At 66.1% G+C, this 21,521-nt stretch carries 16 protein-coding genes; 4 read left to right on the forward strand and 12 right to left on the reverse strand.

Annotation, left to right across the window (positions count from 1 at the left end; genetic code table 11):
* The first annotated feature begins 32 nt into the window (after nt 1–32).
* Entirely contained in the window at nt 33–2,210 is a 2,178-nt protein-coding gene (locus AB0M45_RS02920; protein ID WP_364322230.1) for an MMPL family transporter, read from the forward strand.
* 17 nt (nt 2,211–2,227) lie between these two features.
* On the opposite strand, the gene AB0M45_RS02925 is transcribed toward AB0M45_RS02920, so the two are convergent.
* Genes AB0M45_RS02925 through AB0M45_RS02965 form a run of 9 tightly spaced genes read right to left on the reverse strand, consistent with a single transcriptional unit; the run spans nt 2,228 to nt 14,416 of the window.
* Nucleotides 2,228–2,545, reverse strand: coding sequence for a hypothetical protein (locus AB0M45_RS02925; protein ID WP_364322232.1), 318 nt, complete (start codon nt 2,543–2,545; stop codon nt 2,228–2,230).
* A gap of 15 nt (nt 2,546–2,560) precedes the next feature.
* Nucleotides 2,561–3,721 carry an L-prolyl-[peptidyl-carrier protein] dehydrogenase gene (gene redW / locus AB0M45_RS02930; protein ID WP_364322234.1) on the reverse strand — a complete coding sequence of 387 codons (1,161 nt, stop codon included), beginning with the start codon at nt 3,719–3,721 and terminating at the stop codon, nt 2,561–2,563.
* The gene (locus tag AB0M45_RS02935; RefSeq protein ID WP_364322236.1) at nt 3,718–6,447 is read right to left on the reverse strand and encodes a polyketide synthase; all 2,730 of its coding nucleotides are present in this window, start codon (nt 6,445–6,447) and stop codon (nt 3,718–3,720) included. Before AB0M45_RS02935 ends, redW begins: the two co-directional genes overlap by 4 nt.
* 7 nt (nt 6,448–6,454) lie before the next feature.
* Complete coding sequence (locus AB0M45_RS02940) at nt 6,455–9,118, reverse strand: PEP/pyruvate-binding domain-containing protein (RefSeq protein WP_364322238.1); 2,664 nt, start codon at nt 9,116–9,118, stop codon at nt 6,455–6,457.
* The gene (locus tag AB0M45_RS02945; protein WP_364322240.1) at nt 9,115–10,167 is read right to left on the reverse strand and encodes a class I SAM-dependent methyltransferase; all 1,053 of its coding nucleotides are present in this window, start codon (nt 10,165–10,167) and stop codon (nt 9,115–9,117) included. Before AB0M45_RS02945 ends, AB0M45_RS02940 begins: the two co-directional genes overlap by 4 nt.
* Complete coding sequence (locus AB0M45_RS02950) at nt 10,164–10,991, reverse strand: alpha/beta fold hydrolase (protein WP_364322242.1); 828 nt, start codon at nt 10,989–10,991, stop codon at nt 10,164–10,166. Before AB0M45_RS02950 ends, AB0M45_RS02945 begins: the two co-directional genes overlap by 4 nt.
* A 17-nt stretch (nt 10,992–11,008) precedes the next feature.
* Nucleotides 11,009–12,550 carry an amino acid adenylation domain-containing protein gene (locus tag AB0M45_RS02955; RefSeq protein WP_364322244.1) on the reverse strand — a complete coding sequence of 514 codons (1,542 nt, stop codon included), beginning with the start codon at nt 12,548–12,550 and terminating at the stop codon, nt 11,009–11,011.
* Nucleotides 12,547–14,160 carry a pyridoxal phosphate-dependent aminotransferase family protein gene (locus AB0M45_RS02960; RefSeq protein WP_364322246.1) on the reverse strand — a complete coding sequence of 538 codons (1,614 nt, stop codon included), beginning with the start codon at nt 14,158–14,160 and terminating at the stop codon, nt 12,547–12,549. Before AB0M45_RS02960 ends, AB0M45_RS02955 begins: the two co-directional genes overlap by 4 nt.
* A gap of 10 nt (nt 14,161–14,170) precedes the next feature.
* Entirely contained in the window at nt 14,171–14,416 is a 246-nt protein-coding gene (locus tag AB0M45_RS02965) for an acyl carrier protein (RefSeq protein WP_364322248.1), read from the reverse strand.
* Nucleotides 14,417–14,651: 235 nt separating this feature from the next.
* On the opposite strand from AB0M45_RS02965, the gene AB0M45_RS02970 reads away from it, so the two are divergent.
* Nucleotides 14,652–15,551, forward strand: coding sequence for an AfsR/SARP family transcriptional regulator (locus tag AB0M45_RS02970; RefSeq protein ID WP_364322250.1), 900 nt, complete (start codon nt 14,652–14,654; stop codon nt 15,549–15,551).
* Nucleotides 15,552–15,687: 136 nt separating this feature from the next.
* Here the strand turns inward: AB0M45_RS02970 and AB0M45_RS02975 are convergent, their stop codons facing one another.
* Nucleotides 15,688–17,085, reverse strand: coding sequence for an AarF/ABC1/UbiB kinase family protein (locus AB0M45_RS02975; RefSeq protein ID WP_364322252.1), 1,398 nt, complete (start codon nt 17,083–17,085; stop codon nt 15,688–15,690).
* 174 nt (nt 17,086–17,259) lie between these two features.
* On the opposite strand from AB0M45_RS02975, the gene AB0M45_RS02980 reads away from it, so the two are divergent.
* Together AB0M45_RS02980 and AB0M45_RS02985 are read left to right on the forward strand one after the other, a co-directional pair.
* A complete protein-coding gene (locus AB0M45_RS02980) occupies nt 17,260–17,922 on the forward strand; it encodes a TetR family transcriptional regulator (protein ID WP_364322254.1) in 663 nt (220 codons plus the stop codon).
* A gap of 395 nt (nt 17,923–18,317) precedes the next feature.
* Nucleotides 18,318–19,568, forward strand: a complete 1,251-nt coding sequence (locus AB0M45_RS02985; protein WP_364322256.1) for a helix-turn-helix domain-containing protein — start codon at nt 18,318–18,320, stop codon at nt 19,566–19,568.
* A 202-nt stretch (nt 19,569–19,770) separates the two neighbouring features.
* Here the strand turns inward: AB0M45_RS02985 and AB0M45_RS02990 are convergent, their stop codons facing one another.
* Together AB0M45_RS02990 and AB0M45_RS02995 are read right to left on the reverse strand one after the other, a co-directional pair.
* Nucleotides 19,771–20,475, reverse strand: a complete 705-nt coding sequence (locus tag AB0M45_RS02990) for a TetR/AcrR family transcriptional regulator (protein WP_364322258.1) — start codon at nt 20,473–20,475, stop codon at nt 19,771–19,773.
* A gap of 10 nt (nt 20,476–20,485) precedes the next feature.
* Entirely contained in the window at nt 20,486–21,145 is a 660-nt protein-coding gene (locus AB0M45_RS02995) for a TetR/AcrR family transcriptional regulator (protein WP_364322260.1), read from the reverse strand.
* Nucleotides 21,146–21,521 lie beyond the last annotated feature (376 nt).

A 21,521-nucleotide genomic window follows, 5' to 3' on the forward strand; every position in this document is an offset into this window, starting at 1 on the left:
ACAGGATGAGACGCCACCACTGGGGTGCCCTGATGGCACGCCACCGCCGCTTGGTCATCACGGCCTGGGTCGTACTGACGATCGCGTGCGGCGCAGTTTTCCCGCTCCTGGCCGGCCAGCTGAAGGCCCCGGACTACGGGGTGGACCGAGCGGCGTCGACGCGAGCCTCGACACTGGTCCAACGGCATTTCTCCGGCCTGGGTAACGAGCAGGACGTCATTGTGTTCGACAGTCCGGACGGCACTGTCGCCGATCCCGGCCGGCGGGCCGTCATCGATCGCGTGCTGGCGGCGGCCCGCGCCGAAGCCGGAGTGGTCACCGTGGTCGGGCCGTTCGATCCGATCGCGAAGAATCAGGTATCCGAGGATGGGCACGCGGCCTTGGCGCTGGTCGGCTTGGAGGGTGACGCGAGCTCACTGCCCGCGCGCGCGGCCGCCTTACAGCGGGCAGTCGCCGGGGCCGCCGGGGCGGGAGTGACGGCGAATGTGACCGGCTTCTCGCCGATTACGAACGATCTCACCGCGGTGGAGACCGCAGCGACAACCGAAGCCGAGTCGATCGGCCTGCCTCTCGCGCTGGTGATCCTGGTGCTGGCCTTCGGCGCCGCGCTGGCCGCCGCGTTGCCGCTGCTGCTCGCCATCGCCGGGCTCACCCTCACCTTCGGTGTGCTCTACCTGCTCAGCTTCGGGCTGACCTTCGACGCTTTCCTGATCACCATCGTCACGATGATCGGCACCGGAATCGGCATCGATTACGCGATGTTCATCGTCAGCCGGTTCCGCGAAGAACTCGCCCGGCGCGCGATCACCGGGCCCGACCCGGCGGCGATCGCAGAGGCCACCGGGGTCGCCATCGCCACCTCGGGCCGCACAATCGCGTTTTCCGGTGTGGTGGTGGGCATTTCGGTGTGTTCGTTCTTCATCATGGACTCACCGATCTTCCGGGAGGTCGGTACCGGCGTCCTCGTGTCGGTGATCTGCACGCTGATCGCCGCGCTGACGCTGTTGCCCGCCGTCCTGGCCGTTCTCGGGCCCCGGGTGAACAAGTGGCAGTTGCCCCCGAAATGGCGCCCCGCCGATGTGCGCTCCGACTCCGGCGCCGCGCGAGGCCTGTGGGCACACTGGGCGCACCTGGTGATGCGCCGTCCGCTCCTGTTCGCGACGGCGGCGGGGGCCATTCTGGTGGTCGCCGCGCTCCCGATCGGTAGCCTGCGCTACGGCATCGATCTCGGTACCACGTCCATGGGCGACCAGCCGACTGCCCGGGCGCAGCTCGTTCTCGACCGTTCGTTCTCCCCCGGCGCGGTGTCCCCGGTTCAGGTAGTCATCACCGGGCGCGGCGACGACGCGCTCGACAATGCGGGCCGGCAGCAGGCCCATGTCCTCGCGACCACCTTGTCCGGGGATCACCGCGTCGGTGATATCGAAACCCTGACCAATGATGGCCGGATTCTGCTCAACGTGGTGCCGAAGGTAGCCATCGACTCGGGGGAAGCTATCGCCCTGGTCCGCCACATTCGCGACGACCTGGCCGGGGATATGCCGGATACACAGGTTCTGGTCGGCGGGGCGACAGCGGCTTTCGTCGATCTGTCCGACGAGACCACGCAGAAGCTGCCCTGGGTCATCATGCTGGTCCTCGGCATGTCGCTGCTGTTCCTGCTGGTGATATTCCGCAGCATCGCCGTGCCCGTGAAAGCTGTCCTGATGAATCTGCTCGCGACCGCCGCGGCCACCGGGCTCACCGTCGCGGTCTTCCAATGGGGTTACGGCGCCGGACTGCTCGGTTTCACCAGCTCCGGATTCTTACAGGTCTACATTCCCATCACGGTGTTCGTGCTGCTGTTCGGATTGTCGATGGACTACGAGGTCTTCCTCATCCGCCGCATTCAGGAAGCCTGGGAGGACAGTCACGACACCGATTCGGCCATAGCCGTCGGCATCGAGCACACCGCACGCCCGATCACCGCGGCGGCGGCGATCATGGTCGCGGTCTTCGGTAGCTTCCTCATCGCCCCGGTCCCGGAGCTGAAGCAGTTCGGTTTCTCGCTCGCCATCGCCATCGCCATCGATGCGACCCTGGTGCGCCTCGTGCTGGTGCCCGCGCTGATCAAGCTGTTCGGTGACTGGAACTGGTGGCTGCCCGCCGGTCTGGACCGCGTGCTCCCCCGTGTCGGGAAGCGGGCGCAGGATGCTGTCGATGCGAGCTGAAAAACGCTGAGATGGAATCAGGTAGCCGTGTAGCCGGGGTCCAGCCGTACCCCGGCGAACTCCTGCACCACCGACGCCATCGTGTCGAAGGCACTCACCAGGCCGGCGAAGGCCGGAGTGCGCATATCGGCTTCGAAGTCGGTGTGGCTGGTCACCTGGATGATCTCGAAATAGTGCCAGGGCTCGCCCGCGGACTGGGCCGCGCGCTGCACGCTGAAGGCACGGACACTGGGCAGTTGGGGACAGGTGGCGTAATCAGTTGTTCGCACCCACGATTCGAATGCAGTTGGGTCGACGCCGGGATGAAGCTGAATGAGATGAACGATGACCTGCATGGCTGGTCTCCCCTTTCAGCGCCGCCGGACCGGCCCGCGCCGACCGAGTCCCAGTGCGCGCGCAATATTGTTCTTCTGAATCTCATTGGTGCCGGAGAAGATTCGTGACGGAAGCGCATCGCGGAGCAGCGTTTCGGCTGCGCCATCGGTGATGCCGAGGCCGCCGTGCACCCCGATGGCGTCCAGGCCAACCTGCACCGCCGCCTCGCTGACCGCGATCTTCGCCAGCGCCGGCCACACCTCACCATTACCGCCCCGGGTCAGGTCCGCGGCCGCCTTGAACAGCAACAACCGCGCGGACTCTACCCGCATGACCATGTCGACGATGCGATGGCTCACCGCCTGGAACTCGCCGATGGGCACACCGAACTGCACACGCTCACTCGCGAATTCAATGGTGCTGTCGAGGACGCGCCGCATGGCGCCGAGATAGACGCCGAACAGGCAGGTGCGCTCCCACTGCATGGAATCGGAGAACACCGCGGCGCCCGCCCCTGGACTGCCGAGCACGCAATCCAGGGGCACCTGGACGTGGTCCAGGTGCACCTCCCCTGTCGGCGAACCGCGCAGCCCGACCTTGTCATAGGCCGGGCCCGTGTGCAGTCCCGGCGTCCCGGCTTCGATGATGAAGGTGGTCAGCCCGAAGAATCCGCCGCCGGGGGTGGTGACAGCCTGCACGATGAACACATCGGCGACGGGTGCGTTCGTAGTGAATGCCTTGACGCCGTTGAGGACATACTCCTCACCGCGCCGCTCGGCGGTGGTGCGCATGGCGAAAATATCGGAACCGGCTTCGGGTTCGGTGATGGCGTGCGCCGCGATCAATTCCCCGGAACTCAACCGCGGCAGCCAGTACGACTGCTGCTCGGGAGTGCCGAATTCGACGATCGGCATCAGGCAGGCGAACAGGTGTGCCGCCACCGAGAAGCCGAATCCGGTATCGGCGGTGCCGAACCCGAGGGCTTCCATCAGCGCGACCGCCGACACGGCATCCAGGCCGCTACCACCGTGCTCCTCGGGCACGGTCGCGCCGAGGATCCCCTGGCTGCCGGCGAGCTGCCAGCGGCGCCGGAAGTCCTGGGGAGAAAAGGTTCCGGTGCCGCCCAGGTCGCGGCGGGCGAATGCGGTCAGCGCCGCGCACATCGCCTCGGTGTCCGCGGGGAGATCGAAGTTCATCTGGCTCGGTCCTGCCCGTCTTCTTGGAGGAGAAGGTGGTAGTTGATGCCGCCGGTGCCGAAGGAGCTCACACCCGCCCGTCGTGGCCTGCCCGATTCCGCCTGCCACGGAGCCGACGCCCGAGGCAGCAACGCGGGGATGTCATGCAATGGCAAATCGGGGTTGATCGTGGTCAGGTGTGTGTTGTACGGATACACGCCCGCGCGCATGGCCTGTAGCGCGTGCAGCAATCCGGCTCCGCCCGCTGCCGCGAAGGTGTGGCCGATCAATGCCTTCACCGAGCCGATCACCAGCGGGCGAGTACGCTGCGGTGCGGCGTAAACAGCTGCCGTGGCGGAGATTTCGACCCGATCCCCCACGCGGGTTCCGGTTCCGTGCGCCTCGAGATAGTCCACCGCGGCGGGCTCGTAGTCCACCTGCGCGAAAGCTGCCCGCATGGCTCTGATCTGGCCATCGACGGAGGGCGCGATCAGCGATTTCGCGTCGTTGGCGGCGCCAACGCCACGGATCAGGCCGAAGATCTCGTCACCGTCGCGCTGCGCGTCGGAGTGACGTTTGAGTAGGAACAGCGCACAGCCGTCGCCGGGGCTGAATCCGTCGGCCGCACTGTCGAATGGGGTGATCCTGGTATGCGACAGCAGGCCGAGCGCCGAGCAGAGCACCAGGTCACGCGGTGTGCAGGCCAATTCGACTCCCCCCGCGAGGGCGAAATCGACGCGGCCCATCCGCAGGGCACTGACCGAAAGGTCGAGCGCCGCCAGCGCCGACGCGCAGGCGGCCTCGACGGCCATGGGGACAGCGCGCAGTTGGTATTCGCTCGCAATGACACCCGCCACGCCGCTGGCGAGCCATCCGTCCAGGTCCGCGGGCACGAGCGGCTCCGCACCAGGAGCGTAGGCGCGGCGTGCCCGCTCGAGAATCCGGGTGCGAGCGGCTGCGGGCAGATCTGCGAAGGCCTCGACATCGGCGGCAGCGGACTCCAGTTCGTGGAACGACCGCTCGCCGGCCCGCCTGCGCTCCGTCGCCAGGCACAGCGTGCTCCCGATCGCCACGACACCGGTGCGATCGCGCAGCGCCGCCGCCCGCCCGTACCGGGTGAGCGTTTCGCCGGCCACCGACAGTGCGATGCGATGTGCGGGGTCCATCGCCGCGTAGCGGCGCGGGGGGATGCGCAGCGCGGCCGGTGGCCGATCCGGTATCCGCATGGCCGCACCGACCTCGGAATAGCTGTGCGTGAGCGTGATTTCGCCGGGCGCGAAATACAGGTCGCGATCGAGCACGGTCGCGGGCACCGGGCCGATTCCCCCGTGACCGGACCGGCTGTTGGCCCAGAAGCTCGCCGCGTCCGCGGACCCGGCGAAGGCCCCGCCGAACCCGACGATCGCGATCGGTTCGGTGCTCATTGCCGGGCGGGGGCGCGCAGTAGTCACAAACCTGGGTGCTGGGTGGCCTTCGAGCAGCAGATAGCTGAGCATGCCGCCCAAGGCGGACCCACACACGGCCGCGTATCTGGTCCCGGATTCCGGCTCGGCAGGCCAGCTTTCGCGGCGGGAGGCGATCCGGAATTGCGCACCGGGTGGGCCGGCGAGCCCGGCGTGCTGAGGCGGCACCGTGCGGTGATGCAGCGCCAGCGCGGCTTTGGTGACACCGGCAAGGCCGGCATTGGCGAAGGTGTGGCCGAGCCGATCGATGGCACTACCGAAGACCGCCGAAGCCGGCGCGGCGTCACCGAGCAACTGGCCGAACCCCTTGACGTCGGCCGCCCCGACGGCCGCGATCCCCGGTCCTACGTTCTCGACATAGCGCACCGCCGCCGGATCCACCGAGCTGGCCAGATGGCACTGCTGGGCAAGCAGGTACCGCTCATCCGTCGTCGTCGAGTATCGGAAGGCGCCACGGTGGGGTTCATGGCGCAGGACACACTCGAGAATCGAGGCGTAGATGCGGTCGCCATCGGCGACGGCGGTCGATTGCCGTTTGAGCAGCAGCGCGCCGACCCCGTCGGACAACGTGAAGCTCCCATCCTGGCTCGTGGTGAGACCCTTTGCGGCCAAGGCTTCCTCGATGAACGAGCCTTCCCGGCGCTGGCCCGTCACCACCAGCACCGCGTCGGAGGCGCCCGCGCGCAGGTTCGTCATCGCGGTCTCCAGTGCCACGAACGAGGTCGCGTCGGCGGATTCCAGTGCGATCGTGCGGCCGAGCAGCTGGAAGGTCGCCGCGATGCGCGCCGGGATCGTGCTCGCCATCTCGCCGACCCGATCGTGGCGCGAGGCGCCGAGACGATGCGCGAGGCGGGTGCGCAACTCGCCGATGAACAGACCCGCGATCCGGCGGACCCGATCGTCGTGGTCAGCCGCCGCTGCCCGCTCGAGTTCCCGGGCGTAGCGGGCGCTTTCGATTCGCAGTGCGTTCTTGTACTGGCGGTCGAGCCCGAAACATGTGCCCACCACGACATCAGTGCGTTCGCTCGGCAGCGGACGGTCCGGATATCCGGCATCGGCGAGGCATTGCCCAGCCGCCTCCACCATGAGTATTTGCATCCTGCTCATCGAGCCGCGCTGGACCGGTGGGATACGGAATGCGGCGATGTCGATGTCCAGGTCGTCCAAACCCGGAGGCGCTGTGGCCGGCTCGGCGGTGACGAGCAGCTGCCAGAGCGCCTCGATGCCACGGGCCCCTGGGTAGAGGCCCGCCATTGCGACAATCGCTATGGGCTCGTTCCGCATGGCCGTCTCACTCCTCGACGATGTGGACCACACCGCGGTCGCCGTCGACCATGATCAGGTCGCCGGTTTTGATCACGGCGGTGGCATGTTTGGTGTTGACGACCGACGGCAGCCGGAATTCGCGCGACACGATCGCGGAGTGCGACAGCATCGAACCGATATCGGTGACGATGCCGCCCGCGATGGCGAACAGCGGGGTCCACGAGGAGTCGGTGTACCGCGTCACCAGGATCTCGCCGACCTGTAATTCGTCGGCCTGCCAGGCCAGGTCCTCCACGACGCGGGCGCGCCCGATGGCGGTGCCGGGGCTGGTGCCGAGTCCTTCGAGGTCGACACCATCCGGGGTAGGCCGCACGGCCTGACCGGGGTCCCATTCGCCGACGAAACTCATTGGCGGCGCGGGCAACCGGGCGTAGTTCTGAACCGTGCGGCGGGCCTCGTCGATCGCTGCGCGAGGGAAGATCTCATGCGGATCGTCCTCGCCGGCCAGGTAGCGCAGGATATCGGTGAAGTCGAGGTAGGCGACCTCGTCGAGCGAGCGCAACACCCCCGCCGCGGCCAACCGGACGCCCACCTCGTAGACGACCTCGCGAACCAGCCACACCGACGTGATCATCGACATCCGGGCGATCTCGCGCAGGGAGCTGCACTTCTCATAGAGCGAGATCACGGATTTCAGCGCACGGCGTTTGATCCGCGGCAGCCGTCTCATGGCCGCGTCCGTCTCGTCGGCGCGGGGGTCCGGGGTGGATTCGATGGCGTCGTCGAAGCAGAACCCATCCTCGGCGTAGCGGCGAATCATCTTGACCACGTAGGACAGATCGTCGATCCAGCGCGGATGGGTGAGCTCCATCTCCTGCTGCGCCCGCGCGCCGTTCTCCCGCAGGAACGGCTCCATATGCGCCTTCCAGAACACCCGGCCCACCTGGTCGGCGCGCAGGCGTTCGACGACGTCCGCGACCGAACCGGACGTCATGATCCGATGCACCCTCGGGCGCTGGCGCACGATTTGGGCGAGCTCCCACACTTCGCGCGCGGACGCGACAGTACGCAGGTTCGACATGTCTGTCTTCAAGCGGTTCTGCAACCGCTCCCCCGCCGCGCCGAGCCAACTGCCGCACATCATCTCGAGCGCGCCGTAGAGCGTGAACGCGTTGATGAAGTACGGCATGTAGCCGACATGCATATCGTGGAAGAACGTCAGGCGGCGCTGCATTTCGGTGTGCAGGGCGCGGCGGTCGAGCGCGGTCAGGTCCAGGCCGCGGGCCCGGTCGAACTCGCGCACCCGCGCGGTGACCATCTGGCGGGCGCGCTTGCGCATATCTCGCAGCTCGGTCACGGTCGCCTTGCCCCAGAACGCCGTCGATTTGGCGGTGGGGACACCGGTCCGGTAGCTGCCGAAGGGATTCCGGTAGGCGGCCTGGTCGACGTCCTCGCTAGCGAAGCGCGCCGTGATGCGCTTCTCGTCCTTGGTCCCGAGGCTCTGGCTGAGCAGGTAGCTGGTGTAGGAGATGTTCAGGTAGACATAACCCTGGAGGTACCCCATCTGCACGGCGATGTCGCCGGTATCGCGAATACCGGTCGCCCGCACACAATCGCTGTGCACGTTGTACTGGTAGTACTCGGCGAACGAAATGCCCAGCGGCGTCATGACTCCGGTGAAGATCTCACCGATGTCCATCCGCGACCACAGGGTGCCCTGCTGCACGGCTTCGGGCTGGGGATCCCGGTAGGGGCTGCGGCGCATGGGCTGCGGTGGCGCCACAGTGATGGGACGCGTCTGCAGCAGATACAGCGCACCGCCCGCTACCGCCCATTCGATGTCCTGCTCGGCGCCGTACCGCTCGCGCACCAGCACCGCCAGTGCGGCGAGCCCGGTCAGTTGCTCCTGCGACAGGCACGCGACGCCGCGCAGCTCCTCGGGAACCTTGACCAGCTCCACGATGCCCGGTGCCACCGACACAGTCTTGGCGACCTTGTAGCGGACGTTCTGGTCGGTCACGCGTGACCCGGCCGGATCCACCGTGAACGAGTCGGCGCTCACCCGTCCCGAAACGAGTCCCTCGCCGAGCCCCCACACCGCGTCCACCACGAAGCGGTCGGTGCGCCCGCTGATCGGGTCCCGGGTGAACAGCACACCGGCCGCCTCTGCCTGGACCATCTGCTGGATCACCACGGCGATTGATCCGGCATCGGCGGCACCCCGGTAGACGGCCGCCCGGTCCGACCACAGCGAGGCCCAGCACGCCTTGACAGCATCGAGAACGCCTGCGGCGCTGGAGATATTCAGCACGGTGTCATGTTGTCCGGCGAAGGACTGCGCGGCCGAATCCTCGCGGCAGGCCGAGGACCGCACCGCGACCCGCCGCGCGCCGAGTGCCGCATAGGCGTCGAGGATGGCGTCGCTGATATCCGCGGGAATCTCGGCGGTCAGCACCCGGGCTCTGACGGCGCCGGGCTCGCCCGCCAGCGCTTGGGCATCGAGGCCGATCTCGCGCCGGAAACGATCGAACAATTCGGTGGTGAGGCAAAAGGCCGGCGGCACCGGCAGCCCGGCCCGCATCATTTCATCGAGGCGAGCTCCTTTGCCGCCCAGTGATTCCGGGTCTGCGGCCACCGGTTCGCCGAGTACGACGATCAGGTCATGCGCGGTCTGTCGGGTAGCAGTCATGACAGGCGCTCCTCGGCGTCGGTGTTCGATGAGGACGGATTGCGGCCGACGAACGAGCAGAACTGCTCACCGGGAATCAGACGGCGTACCTCGACATCGACGAAGCCCGAGTCCTCGAACTGCTGGGCCAGCTCGGTGGAATCGGGCAGCGGGCCGCCGAAGTCGGCGAACTCGAACCACAGACCCAGCACTTCGGTGCTGAGATTTCCGCCCTTGCACGCGCTGGTGAGCAGAAGTCGCCCATCGGGTTTCAGCAGCGACCGCACGCGCGCGAGCAGCTCGGTGCGTTCGTCCGCCGTGAAGTAGTAGATGTTGTTGTGCATCGTGACGATGTCGAACAGTTCCGAGCAGGCGAACTCCCGCACATCGGCTCGCGTGACCTCGACGCGATCCGCCAATCCCCACTGCGCCAGATTGGCGGCGGCTGCCGCGGCGACCTCGGCCTGATAGTCGATGGCGACGGCGGTCAGCTCGAGATTGAGCGATGCGGCGTGGCGCACGTACACCCCACTGCCACAACCGATTTCCAACAGGCTGACCGGGCCGGTGCGGGGCAGCACGCTTTCAACCGCTTCCTCGAGGAACGGCTGCACGATCCGGCTGGAACGGGCGATGATCGAGCCGTCCTGATCCGACATCGTCAGCTTGGTGCCGCTGCGCACCATGGCGGGCGCGTTCAGCAGGACCGGAAGATGAAAGCGCACCAGCTCTTCCAGCGCCGCGGCGACCGCGTCGTTGCGGGGCCGGGCCAGGGCTCTGGCCCGGCGGCTCGCCAACCGATAGCGACCGTCGGAGATACCGAGCTCGCCGAGCCGCACGCCCAGATCCAGCCAGGCGCGCAACAGCCGACGGTCACCCATGATTCCGACGGCGTCGGCGAGGGCGTCGACATCGCGCGCGCCGCCGGCGAGTTGTTGCAGCACACCTTGGTCCAGCGCCGCGACCAGAAAGCTCGCTCTGTACAGCGGGGTGGCAAAGCGCCTGGCCAGCGACAACAGCAGCGGCAGGCTGCCTGCGGCATTCGCTTTGGTCAGCGTGGAGAATTTCATCGGTGCATCCTTCGGCGATCGACGGTGGGGGCCGTCGATCCGGGGGTGGAGGTGTAGCCGGCGAGGTCATCCCGCAGCCGGCGGAGCAGGCTGAACCGATGCGGGCCGACGAGATAGAAATGACCGCCGAGGAAATACCCGCGGCGCATCGAGCCCGTGGTGTACCGACGCCACTGGCCGGTCTGCTCCTCGTCGGCGATGAGATCGCCCGCAGCGGAGTACACGGTCAGCGGACAATCCAGCGGCGGCCGGGGTTGCGGCCGGTAGGTCTCGCACGCACGCAGGTCCGCGCGCAGGGTTGGAAGTCGGCGATCGAACTGTGATCTCGCACCGGAACCGAGTAGACCACCCAGCTCGCGCACCCAAGCCAGGAGCTCGTCATCGGACAGTTCGGCGCCGAGTGAAGTCCCGTACAGATGCGGGGCCCGGCTGCCGGAGACGAACAGGTGCGCGGGCGCGGGCGCACCTCGCTCGCGCAGCACGCAAGCCACCTCGTACGCCAGCAGGGCGCCCATGCTGTGCCCGAAGAACGCGTAGCGGTCGAGGAAGCCCTGCTCGATCAGCGCCGTGGCGACCTCGCGCGCCAGCGCCCGGATATCGGTCGAGGCCGGCTCCCACAAGCGAAGTCCGCGCCCGGGCAACAACACCGCAACGACATGGACATCCGGGCCCAGATGATCCGGCCAGTCCCGGAAAACCGACGGTGCGCCGCCCGCGTGGGCGAAGCACACCAGCCGGACAGCCGCCGGCCGTGCGTCGACACCGGAGAACCACAGACCCCTCGGGTCCAGCGCCGGCCGTTGCGTGCGGAGTACGAGTGGCACCGTCGGCATGGTCTTGCTCACCCGGCGAGTCGCCGATAGTCGATCTTGCCGTTGGTATTGCGCGGCAACGCTTTTACGCGGATCGCCTTGCGCGGCAGCATGTATCGAGGCAAGTGCTCGGCACAATGACGTTTCAAGTCCATGAGCGTCGGCTCCGGCGCGCCGGCTCGGATCGTGTAGAAAACCACGAGCCGCGCGGTCGAGCCTTCCGCGGCGACGATCGCCGCCGCCTCGTCGATCGAGGAGTGCCGCACGATCACCGATTCGATCTCGCCGAGTTCGGTGCGGTACCCGGACAGTTTCACCATCCGGTCCTTGCGTCCGCGATAGATGATGTGGCCGTCGACGCAACTCACGAGATCGCCGGTCGGGTGGCGGCGCTGCCGATGCTGCTCTGCCATAGGTTCCCGCTCCCGCCGCCAATATCCTGGGGTGACGCAATCGCCTTCGACCACTAGCTCGCCGAATGCGTCGGGCCCGTCGATCAGCAGCCCGTCCTCGTCGACGATCAGCAATTTGACATCGCCCACCGCTAGCCCGAGCGGCAACGGCTCGTCACAGGCCAGATCCTGGGCGGTCACCCGGTGGTAGGTACACACGTTCGTCTCGGTGGGTCCGTACAGGTTGTAGAGCTGTGTCTGCTCGTGCAGCAGCAGCGCGAGTTCGGCCAGTCGAGGTTTCGGATATACCTCACCGGCGAAGAGCACATAGCGCAGGCCGCGGACGGTCTCGGGCACCAGCGCACCGCACGCCGTCAGTAGGGTCAGGATCGACGGCACCGAATACCACACGGTGACACCGTGTTCGCGGATGCCGGCGGACAGCGCCGCAGGATCACGCGCTTGCTCGTCCTCGATGATCCACATCGCCGCGCCGACCGATATGGCGACGAACAGGTCGAATGTGCTGAGGTCGAAGTTGAACGAGGCATGGTTGGCGAAAACGTCCGCGGCGCCCACGGCCAGCTCGGCGCATGCCCAGTCGATGAACGCACCAAGGTTGCGATGGGAGATCTGCACTCCCTTCGGCGTCCCGGTGGACCCGGAAGTGTAGAGAATCGCGGCCAGGCTGGACGGCGTGATCGCCGCGCGCGGCACCCGGATCGCCTCGGCGCCGGCGACGAAGTTCGACCAGCTGACCGTCCGCACCGTCACGACAGCGTCGCCGACTTGGTCGACGACCACCACCGTGCGGACCGAGTCCGGCAGTTCCAGACTCGCGAGTTGGGGCAGGTGCCGCTCGTCAGTGACGAGCAGGATCGGTTCGGTGTCCTCGACGATCGTCGTCAGCCGACTCACCGGGTGCGCGCCGTCGACGGCGACATACGCACACCCGCGGTGCAGCGCACCCAGCATGGTCTGGACGTACTCCGGGCGTTTGTCCATCCAGATGACCACGCGATCACCCAGCGCGGCACCGAGTTCGCGCAGCCGGTGCGCCACCGCGTGCACCGCGGTGGCGAGCTCACCGTAGGTGAGCGTGGTCCGCCCGAGCAGCGCCGGACGAGCCGCGTGCTCGTCGGAATCGATATCCGGCAGGCAGATGACGCGGTCGCTCACGGCAGTACCCCGGTTTCCCGCCCCGCGTCGATGAAGATCTGGGCCGCAAGGGCCAGATCCTCCGGCGTGTGCTCGGAGGTGACGCTGACGCGCAGCCGGGCCTCGCCGAGCGGGACGCCGGGGAAAACCACTGTCTGGCAGAACAATCCGCGCGCCCGAACCGCACGGCCCATCTCCATGGCCTGGCGCTCGTCGCCGACGACGATCGGCAAGATCGCGCTCCGAGTACGTTCCAGGTCGAATCCGGCATCGATGAGGTACCCGGTCAGGCTGCGAATATTGTTCCACAGCATGGTGATTCGCTCCGGCTCGCGCTCCATCACGTCGAGAGAGGCGATCAGTCCCGCCGCGACACCGGCCGGGATGGTCGCGGCGAACACATACGAGTTGGAGTAGAAGCGCAGGTAATCGATCACCTCCTCGTCGCCGACGACGAAGCCGCCCATTCCCGCCAGGGTCTTGCTCATCGTGCCGAGTTCCAGATCGACCTCACCCTTCAGGCCGAAGTGCTCGGCCGTGCCCGTGCCCCGGGCCCCGAGGACCCCGGTGGCGTGCGCGTCGTCGACCAGCACCCGCGCACCGTAGGACCGGGCCAAGCGGACGATCTGCGGCAGCTCGCAGATATCGCCGTGCATGCTGAATACGCCGTCGGTGACGATCAGCATCCCCCGGGCCTGCTCGGCGCACCGATCCAGGACGCTCTCGAGGTGTGCCATATCGTTGTGGCGGTAGATCCGGCGCAGCCCGCCGGATAGTTTCCAGCCGTCGACGATGCTCATGTGGTTGAGCTTGTCCACGATGACCGCGTCCTTGGCCCCTACCAGCGCCGAGATCGCGCCCAGGTTGGCGGCGTAGCCGCCCGGGTACACGATTGCGGCCTCGCGCCCTTTGAAGGCGGCGAGCCTGCGCTCGAGTTCCTTGTGCAGGTGGTTGGTTCCGCCGATGATGCGGCACCCGGTATTGGTGGCACCGAATTCCCGGGTGGCGGCGCAGATCGCGTCGACGACCTGCGGATGGTTGGCCAGGCCGAGATAGTTGTTCGAGCCGAACATCAGGAATTCGCGAGTGCGACCGGAGATTTCGTCGTAGATCCGGGCCCGGTTGGTGCACCGCGACCGCAGCGGCATGCCATACCAGTACAGGCGCTCGGCTTCGCGATCACGGCGATGCGCGGCGAACTCCGCAGCCTTGGCGAACAGGTCACGTTCGTCGCTGACCAGGAAGTCGCGCATCGAGCGGCCATCCCAGGCCGTGATTCCCGCAGGCCCGATCGGATCCACCTCGCCGATCGCCGGCTCCAGCTCCGGCTCGGCGAACGTGCGGGGGTCCGGCGGCGCCGCATCGGTGGCCGCACGGTCGGCGTAGGTTTCCAGTTCCCCGATCAGCGCGCCCAGGGTGGTGACCGAGATGTCGGAGGTGAGATTGGCGGGCAGGGCCAATTGCTTCGCCGCGTCCCCGATGATCGCGACGAGCACAACCGAGTCGATACCCAGCTCGCCCTCGAGATCGGCCGTTGGATCGAGTTGGTCGCGCCGGTAATGCGTATGCCGCATGGCCGTCGCGATGACCACCTCGGACACCGAATCCACCGCCGCTGTAGTTTCAGCCATCGAATGTCCCCTACTTCCTGCGAAAGCGCTCGATCATGTCCGCGATAACCGCGACGGACCGGAAATTCTCCGGCCTGACCTCCTGGAGCGGAATGACAATCCCGAATTCCGCCTGAATGGCATGCACCAAATCGAACACTTCGGCAGAAGAGATGATGTTCAGTTCCAGCAGCGGCGTGTCCACGGACAGTCCTTCACTTTTTCCATCCAGCCACGAATCGGCGATGCACTCCAGCAGGAAAACTTGCGCTGTCACAAATACTCCAATGTCGCAGTCAACGGCTACGGATGTCTCATAAACAATCCGACCTTGACCCACAACGCTGACGAAACCACTGACGAGCTACTGACACACCACTCGGTGTCGTGTGGCCACATTCCGGCGCTGCGACAATGGTGACAAATAACCACAATGCCCTCTGTGCGATAGTTGTGACCCGTCATTAGAATCGTTCTCACCAGGGGAAATGTCGAGTAAGAGAGGTTCACCAATGGCGCTCAGTCTGTCCTGGGACGCATCCGCCACCACCGCACGGGACGATGTGCGACACACCGGCGCCGTCCACATCGATATACTCGGGTCCATTTCCCTCGTCACCGCCGACAGCCGAACAGAATTGCGGGCCAGCAAGATCCGATCGATGCTGGCCGTTCTCGCCCTCAAGGCGGGGAACACCGTCTACTACAACGAGCTCACCGAAGAATTGTGGCCGGGCGAGCTGCTCAAGAATCCACGAAACGCAATTCAGGCGCAGGCGACGCGCATCCGAAAGACAATGGAGAAATGCACGGACGGGATCGGGGAACCGATTGAGTTGCGTGCGGTGCAGAACGGCTACGTGCTCGACATTCCACGCGATGCCGTGGATGCCAACCGGTTCCTCGAATACACCACGCGTGGATTCAGCGACCTGGCCGTCGATCCGGTGCGCGCGCTGCGGTCACTGCAGCAGGGACTGCGGCTGTGGCGCGGGCCGGCACTGCTGAACACCCACGCCGGCGAACGATGCCGATCCGCCGCCGCCTTCCTCGAGGAGCAGCGCATCCTGGCCTGGGAGGATCTGGTCAGCGCGCACCTGTTGCTCGGTAACAACCGCCAGGCCATCGTCGAACTGCAACGGCTCGTCGCGGCCGACCCATCGCGCGAGCACCTGTGTGAACTGCTGATGCTGGCGCTCTACCGCACCGGCCGCCAGTCCGAGGCCCTGCATCTGTTCCATCGGACCAGACAGCGCCTGGATACTGAGCTCGGGGTCGAACCCGGCCGCGCGCTATCGCGCCTCTACGAGAGCATCCTCGCGCAGGACAGCGCGCTCGACTCGGCCGCGGCGGTACTGAGACGTGCGGAAGTCGACCCGCGTCCGGTGACGAAGAACCGCCTGACAGCCTGACACGGTCGCTGCGGTCCAGCGCGACTCCGTCTGATCGACGCCACGGCAGTCAGCCAATACTCGCGGCCCGCCAGGAACATCGGCGAGGATGAATCGAGAGGCCGGTCAACTTCTCCGTAGCGCGGCGATGACCTGGTCAGCAGCGGGAAGGTGGATCCGACAGTCGCCCGGCGCGCCACCGCGCCGTCGCCCGCCCGATATCGGTTGCCGGAGGCTCGCCGTAAAGCCACTCACGGGCCAGTCGATGCCAATTGTTGGTCGTCTCGAGCTGACCGAGTGCCGCGAAGGTGAACAGGTCCGCACGCCTCGAGAACACGTGCTCGGCCGGCAGCCGCTGATGCCGTACACCCCGGAATTCGGCCGCCCTCGGGTCGACGGCGAGCACCACTGCCCCGGTGGCGAGTTCGGGGGTGATCGTGATCTCCTCGTCGAGCAGATGCCAACCCGAGGCGGCCCACACGTATTCCAGGCATTCCTGCGGGGTGACGCCCGCGTCCGGGTCGATGATGCCGCGTCCGACCCACGCCTGGTGCAAATCCCCGGCCCGGTGTTCACCGGCGGCCAGCAGGGACGCACGCTCGAATTCGGCGTCGGCGGGATCAATCCGGTGATAGAGCCCGAAATCCACGAAGGCGAGGCGACCGTCCCTCTCCAGAAGGATGTTGCCGGGATGCGGGTCGCCGCAGAACTCGTAGTCGGAGAATATCGAATTGATGTAGAAGCGGTAGATCAGCTCACCGATCCGATCGCGGTCGGTCCCGGGCAAAGCTTGAATCTCCTGGAAGGGCTTCCCTTCGACGAAGTCTGTCACGAGAACGTGGTGGGCGCAGTGTTCTCCGATGCTGTCGGGGACGGTGATGAAAGGATGATCGTGGAAACGCGACGCGACTGCATGCTGGGTCCGCGCTTCGCGGAGGTAGTCGAGTTCACTGCCGATGTTGCGGGCGATCTCTTCCAGCACGGCGGCGTCTGCCGCGCTGGGCAGCACGGATCTCCACAGCTTGGCGAACAACTGCAAGTTACGCATGTCCGCCTGGACGGCCTCGTCCACCCCGGGGTATTTCACCTTCACCGCGACCATGCGCCCGTCGTGCAACCTCGCCCGATACACCTGGCCGATCGAGGCACCGGCCACCGGCATCTCGTCGAAATCGGCGAACACTCGCGACATCGGCCCGAGATCATCCTCGATGACCTTCCGCATCGCCCTGAACGGAACCTCCGGTGCGCGATCTCGAAGTTCGGCGAGCTTGACCCGAAACAGTTCACGGTGTGATTCCGGGACGAGGTCGACATCGAGCACCGACAGCATCTGACCCAGCTTCATCGCCGCGCCTTTCATGCCGCCGAGCACAGTGACCATTTGCTGCGCGGCTTGCAGAGCGGACCGCTCTGCGAGTATTTGCCGGGCTTCGTGCGGCCGACCGATCATCGACAACCGAGTCCCGACCCCACGCACAGCCTGGCCCGCGACCAGCCGGCCCACCCGACTCCCGCGCACCAGCCGACCTCTGGGCACCCGACCAGCCGCCATCCGCACCTCCGTGGGCCCGCCAATGGCCTCTGTCGCGCGCCGCTGCGGTCAGCTGTGCCCGCGCTGTCGGCCGTGAATTCAGTGGCCTAACAAGCTACCCCAAGCGGCAGTGGTATTCGACAACTACAGTGAAATGAGTAAAGCTCAGTTTTCACCCCGAGGCAGGGAAGTGTGATGCCGCAGAAGGCCGCCCCACAGCACCGTCGCCCGACCCAGCAGCGGGCGAAGGAAACCAGGGAGCAGATACTCGACACCGCGGCACGGTTGTTCTGTGAGCGTGGAATCGGCGAAACCTCGACGAACCGGATCGCGGCGGCGGCCGGGTTGAGCATCGGCACGGTCTATCGGTATTTTCCCGATCGGGCCGCCATCGTCGATGAACTGCTCGAGCGCCTTCTCGAGAACACAGAGCGGCGTTTCACCCATTGGGTGTCCGACTTGTCGCAGCGCCCGACTCCGCAGCTGCTCCCCTCGGCTCCGCAGGTACTCACCGAGATGCTGGAACTGTTCACCGAAGAGTTGGTAGCCCACGCGTACTTGGTGCGCGCGCTGGTCGGCGGAGTTCAGTTCCACAGCAGCGGCATCCCGGAATTCGAACCGCGTCTGCGTCTACTGGTCAAGGTGCTGTTGATCCAGTTCCTCGGCCCCGGCGACGATCACAAGTACGACATGATGACATACGTGCTGATCAATACCGGCTTCGCGGCGGTACTGCGCACAACGGCCCTGGAGGTCGACGACCACGAACGCCGCGAGGCCATCGCGATGACCGCGCAGATGATCGGCGCATGGCTCGACGCCGAAGTACGAGCTGCTCGACTCCCCGACACTCCCTGAGCCCCGCAGCCAGGACCGGTCAAGACCATGTCAGCGCGCCCTGCCAGTAACCCCAGGAGTGCATGCCGATCGGCTGAATCGGGCATTCAGCCCTGATCAACCGGCCCGTGAGCGCAGCGCAAAAAGTGAGCAACTGTCTCGCAGAACCATTGACGGATATCTTCGAACGCTGTCACGAATGGCCTTCGGCGCAGATCACCGCCATGATTCACCGACATCGAGCGGTCGGGCAATGAGGAGTAGAAGCTGAGCCCGAGATCACCTTATCGTTGGATCCCGACCGATCAAGGGCTACAGGTCAATCGCGTTCGCCGCGGGAATCCGCGGCCTCGCGCGGCTGCGGACCGGACCATCGGCCGGAAGAACCGCAGCAACTAGGCGGAATGGAGTCGACGATGACAACCACTGGGGCACTCCGGAATGGGTTGACCGTCTCGGGCAAACCGGTGTCATTGCCCGTACAGGACGTGGAGGGGGTGTCTCGGCAGCTGGTCGGGCACTTCATCGACAACGTGACAACCTGCGCCACGCTGCCCGGTGACATCATCACCGGTGATGTCACTGCCATCACCCAGGTCTGTCTCGAGCTGTCTGTCAGCATGCTGGACGGGCAGGATATTCCGGCGCAGACCGACCGGCTGGCCGAAGCGGCCGCCGGTTGGGCCCGGGAAGGCGTGCCGATCGACACGATCCTGCATTCCATCCATGAAGGATTCAAGGTCGGTATGGATCTCATCTTCTCGAACGCGACGGTGAAGGACTGCAACAATCTGGTGGACGGCGCGAAACTGGTGGTCGAGATGCTCGACATTATGAGCGCGACAGTCGCCCGCGCCTATGTCAGTGAGCACAAGGCTGCGGTCAGTGAGCACCACACCGCCGTCCACACTCTCACCTCCGCGCTGCTGGCGGGACACACCACCGCAACAATGGCCCGCGAATGCGGACTAGGCATCGCCGACGAGTACTCCGTTCTGGCAGTGGATATTCCAAAACACCCGGACGAGCAGCATCCGATGCTCGACAGCAAGGTCGTAGCCCGCCGCAAACTGCGCCGCCTCCAGGCCGAACTCGCTATTCGCTGCGGCGAGAACGCGCTCGCGTTGCTCAGTGTGGACGGTGGGACGATCCTGATCCCGACTGCGACGCTGAGCGACGAGCACCTCGACGAACTGCTCGCTCAGCTGTCGGCGGCCGCGCGCGTGCCCGTGACAGCGGCCGTCGTTACCGCGTCGGGCGCCGGGGTACCCGCTGCAGCCGATCGCGCTCACGAACTGCTCGATATGGTGCGGCGGCTGCAAGGTCCTCCCAACCTGTACCGCTTCGCCGATTTGGCGCTGGAATACCAGCTGACCCGGCCGGGTCCGGCTCGTGAAACTCTCGAGTCGCTGCTGGACCCCCTCGGCGATCACCCCGAACTGCTCCAAACATTGCGCAGCCATATCAGCAACAACCTCAATCGCCAACGCACGGCTCGCTCGCTGCACATCCACACCAACACCGTCGACTATCGGCTCAGGCGCATCGCCCAGCTCACCGGACTCGACCCCACCGCCACGTCTGGTTGGTGGCAGCTGCGTTCGGCGCTCGTCGCCCGTACGTTCAGCAAGCGCAGCCAACCCGATACCCGGGTCGACGCCGTGTGAACCGCGATTCGCGAACCAGGCCATTTCGACACGCCTGCCTCGTATTCGAGTGTGCCGAAGTTCTGTGAGTTGTACGAAGGTCGCGATCACAGCCGGAGGCCAGCCCGGCTCAGCTCCAGGCCCGATGCCGTTATCGAATGTGGGACAGTACCTTTCGGCGACCCACAGAGTTGCCGCTCCGGTGACCGATAGTGCGTGGCGGTTATCCGAGGCTTGTCGATGCCTCGATCTCGGCTTCAGCGGCTGCCGCGATCAGACGGGCGGTCATGACGATGACTTCCTTGCGCTCGCTGGTGTCAGCATCGAGTAGTGCGGCGCGGACCGCCGCCGCGAAACCGATGTTGATCAGAACGAACGCCATCACGTCGTGGGCTTCTTCATTGCCGGAGCCGAGTACCTGAATTACCAGAACTTTCAGTAGCGCCCGCAGGCGTGGTTCGAATTCCGGGAGACCGCTGTTGTAGTACGCCAGCCCGCCCGCAAGCGCTCGCACCAGTGAGGCGTTGGCCACCAATTCGTCGGTGATGGCCTCGAGGATGGTGACGGCCAGTTCCAGAACGGTTTTGCCAGCGGTGGCGGACACGCTGCGAACGAGGTGCTGTTCGATATTTTCCAGCAGCCTTTCCAGCAGCTCGTCCACCATGACCGTGCGGTCGGCGAAGTGGCGGTAGACGGTGCCGACGCTCACTCCGGCCTCCGCGGCGATCCGGTTGGTCGAGGTGTTGGCGATCCCGCGTTCCCCGAACAGGCGCGCGGCCGTAGCGAGGATGTGTTCCCGGGTCGCCTTCGCGCGTTCTTGTGCCGGACGACGAGTCGACTTCATCGGCGGCCGCACGTACTCGCTCCTGCCCGGCGGCCTGGGAGGCCGGGTGTTGTGCGACCTGACGGTGCGCCGATCGTTCCGCATTCGTCCTGCGTCATGCCGAGTCCCGCGTGCGTTCGGATTCGATCCATGCCGCAACCGCACGCGCGGTGATGGCGAGGGCCTGTGTACGTTGCTGGTTGTCGATCTCGAGCACTGACGCGCGGAGTGCTGCCGCGATGCCGGTGTTGATCAACACGATGCTCATGACGTCGTATTTGTGGTCGTCGCCGGGGCCGAGGAGCTGGATCACCGCCACCTTGGCGAAAAGACGCAGGCGGAGTTCGAGCTCGGGGATGCCGGTGTCGTAGAACGGGACTCCTGCCGAGATCGCGCGTATCAACTGGGCGTTGGCCATCAACTCGTCGGTGATGACCTCCAAAATGGACGCCACCAGCTCCGCGGTGGTTTGCTCGGCGAGGCCGAACACGCGCTGAGTGAAGCGTTGTTCGGCATTTTCCAGCAGCCGCTCGATCAGCTTCTCCACCATGACCGTGCGGTCGGTGAAGTGTCGGTAGACGGTGCCGACGCTCACTCCGGCCTCGGCGGCGATCCGGTTGGTCGAGGTGTTGGCGATCCCGTGTTCGCCGAACAGGCGTGCGGCAGTGTCGAGAATGTGCTCCTTGGTCGCCTTGGCGCGTTCCTGTGTCGGACGACGGGTCCCGTTGTTCGGCGGCATCACATACTCCTGCCTGCTGTCGCTGGGAAAGGGCACCGTCGCCAACCCTACGGTCTGTACGGGCGGCCGTGGCCAGGAACTGCCGCAACGAGGGGACAACTGGCGCAGTCGCCGCATCCCCTGGGTGCGCGGCAGCAACGAGAAGGCACAGCCATCGGTTCGTCCGCCACGACGAACCTTCGGGCATCGTGCAGGGGCGATGAGCATCCGTCGCTGGAGGCCTCGGCGGACGGTGGGACACCCCATTACCAGGTCGATCTTGCTGCGCATGCTGCGCGGCGGTGACGACTCCGAACTGGAAACCAGGAATCCTGCCTCACCATGTACGGCCTCGCCACCGCCGCGTGCAACTCGGGCTTGCCGGTTACGGGCAGAGGCTGATCTCGAACGGGCCGACCGGGATGGGGGCACA

Origin of the sequence: Nocardia sp. NPDC051787 (assembly GCF_040681325.1) — a bacterium.
Lineage (GTDB): Bacteria > Actinomycetota > Actinomycetes > Mycobacteriales > Mycobacteriaceae > Nocardia.

Coding starts and splice junctions, on each gene's coding strand:
- AB0M45_RS02975 (WP_364322252.1), bottom strand. CDS start 17,085: ATGGCGGCTGGTCGGGTGCCCAGAGGTCGGCTGGTGCGCGGGAGTCGG.
- AB0M45_RS02920 (WP_364322230.1), top strand. CDS start 33: ATGGCACGCCACCGCCGCTTGGTCATCACGGCCTGGGTCGTACTGACG.
- AB0M45_RS02940 (WP_364322238.1), bottom strand. CDS start 9,118: ATGACTGCTACCCGACAGACCGCGCATGACCTGATCGTCGTACTCGGC.
- AB0M45_RS02935 (WP_364322236.1), bottom strand. CDS start 6,447: ATGCGGAACGAGCCCATAGCGATTGTCGCAATGGCGGGCCTCTACCCA.
- AB0M45_RS02980 (WP_364322254.1), top strand. CDS start 17,260: ATGCCGCAGAAGGCCGCCCCACAGCACCGTCGCCCGACCCAGCAGCGG.
- AB0M45_RS02985 (WP_364322256.1), top strand. CDS start 18,318: ATGACAACCACTGGGGCACTCCGGAATGGGTTGACCGTCTCGGGCAAA.
- AB0M45_RS02990 (WP_364322258.1), bottom strand. CDS start 20,475: ATGCGGAACGATCGGCGCACCGTCAGGTCGCACAACACCCGGCCTCCC.
- redW (WP_364322234.1), bottom strand. CDS start 3,721: ATGAACTTCGATCTCCCCGCGGACACCGAGGCGATGTGCGCGGCGCTG.
- AB0M45_RS02945 (WP_364322240.1), bottom strand. CDS start 10,167: ATGAAATTCTCCACGCTGACCAAAGCGAATGCCGCAGGCAGCCTGCCG.
- AB0M45_RS02970 (WP_364322250.1), top strand. CDS start 14,652: ATGGCGCTCAGTCTGTCCTGGGACGCATCCGCCACCACCGCACGGGAC.
- AB0M45_RS02925 (WP_364322232.1), bottom strand. CDS start 2,545: ATGCAGGTCATCGTTCATCTCATTCAGCTTCATCCCGGCGTCGACCCA.
- AB0M45_RS02960 (WP_364322246.1), bottom strand. CDS start 14,160: ATGGCTGAAACTACAGCGGCGGTGGATTCGGTGTCCGAGGTGGTCATC.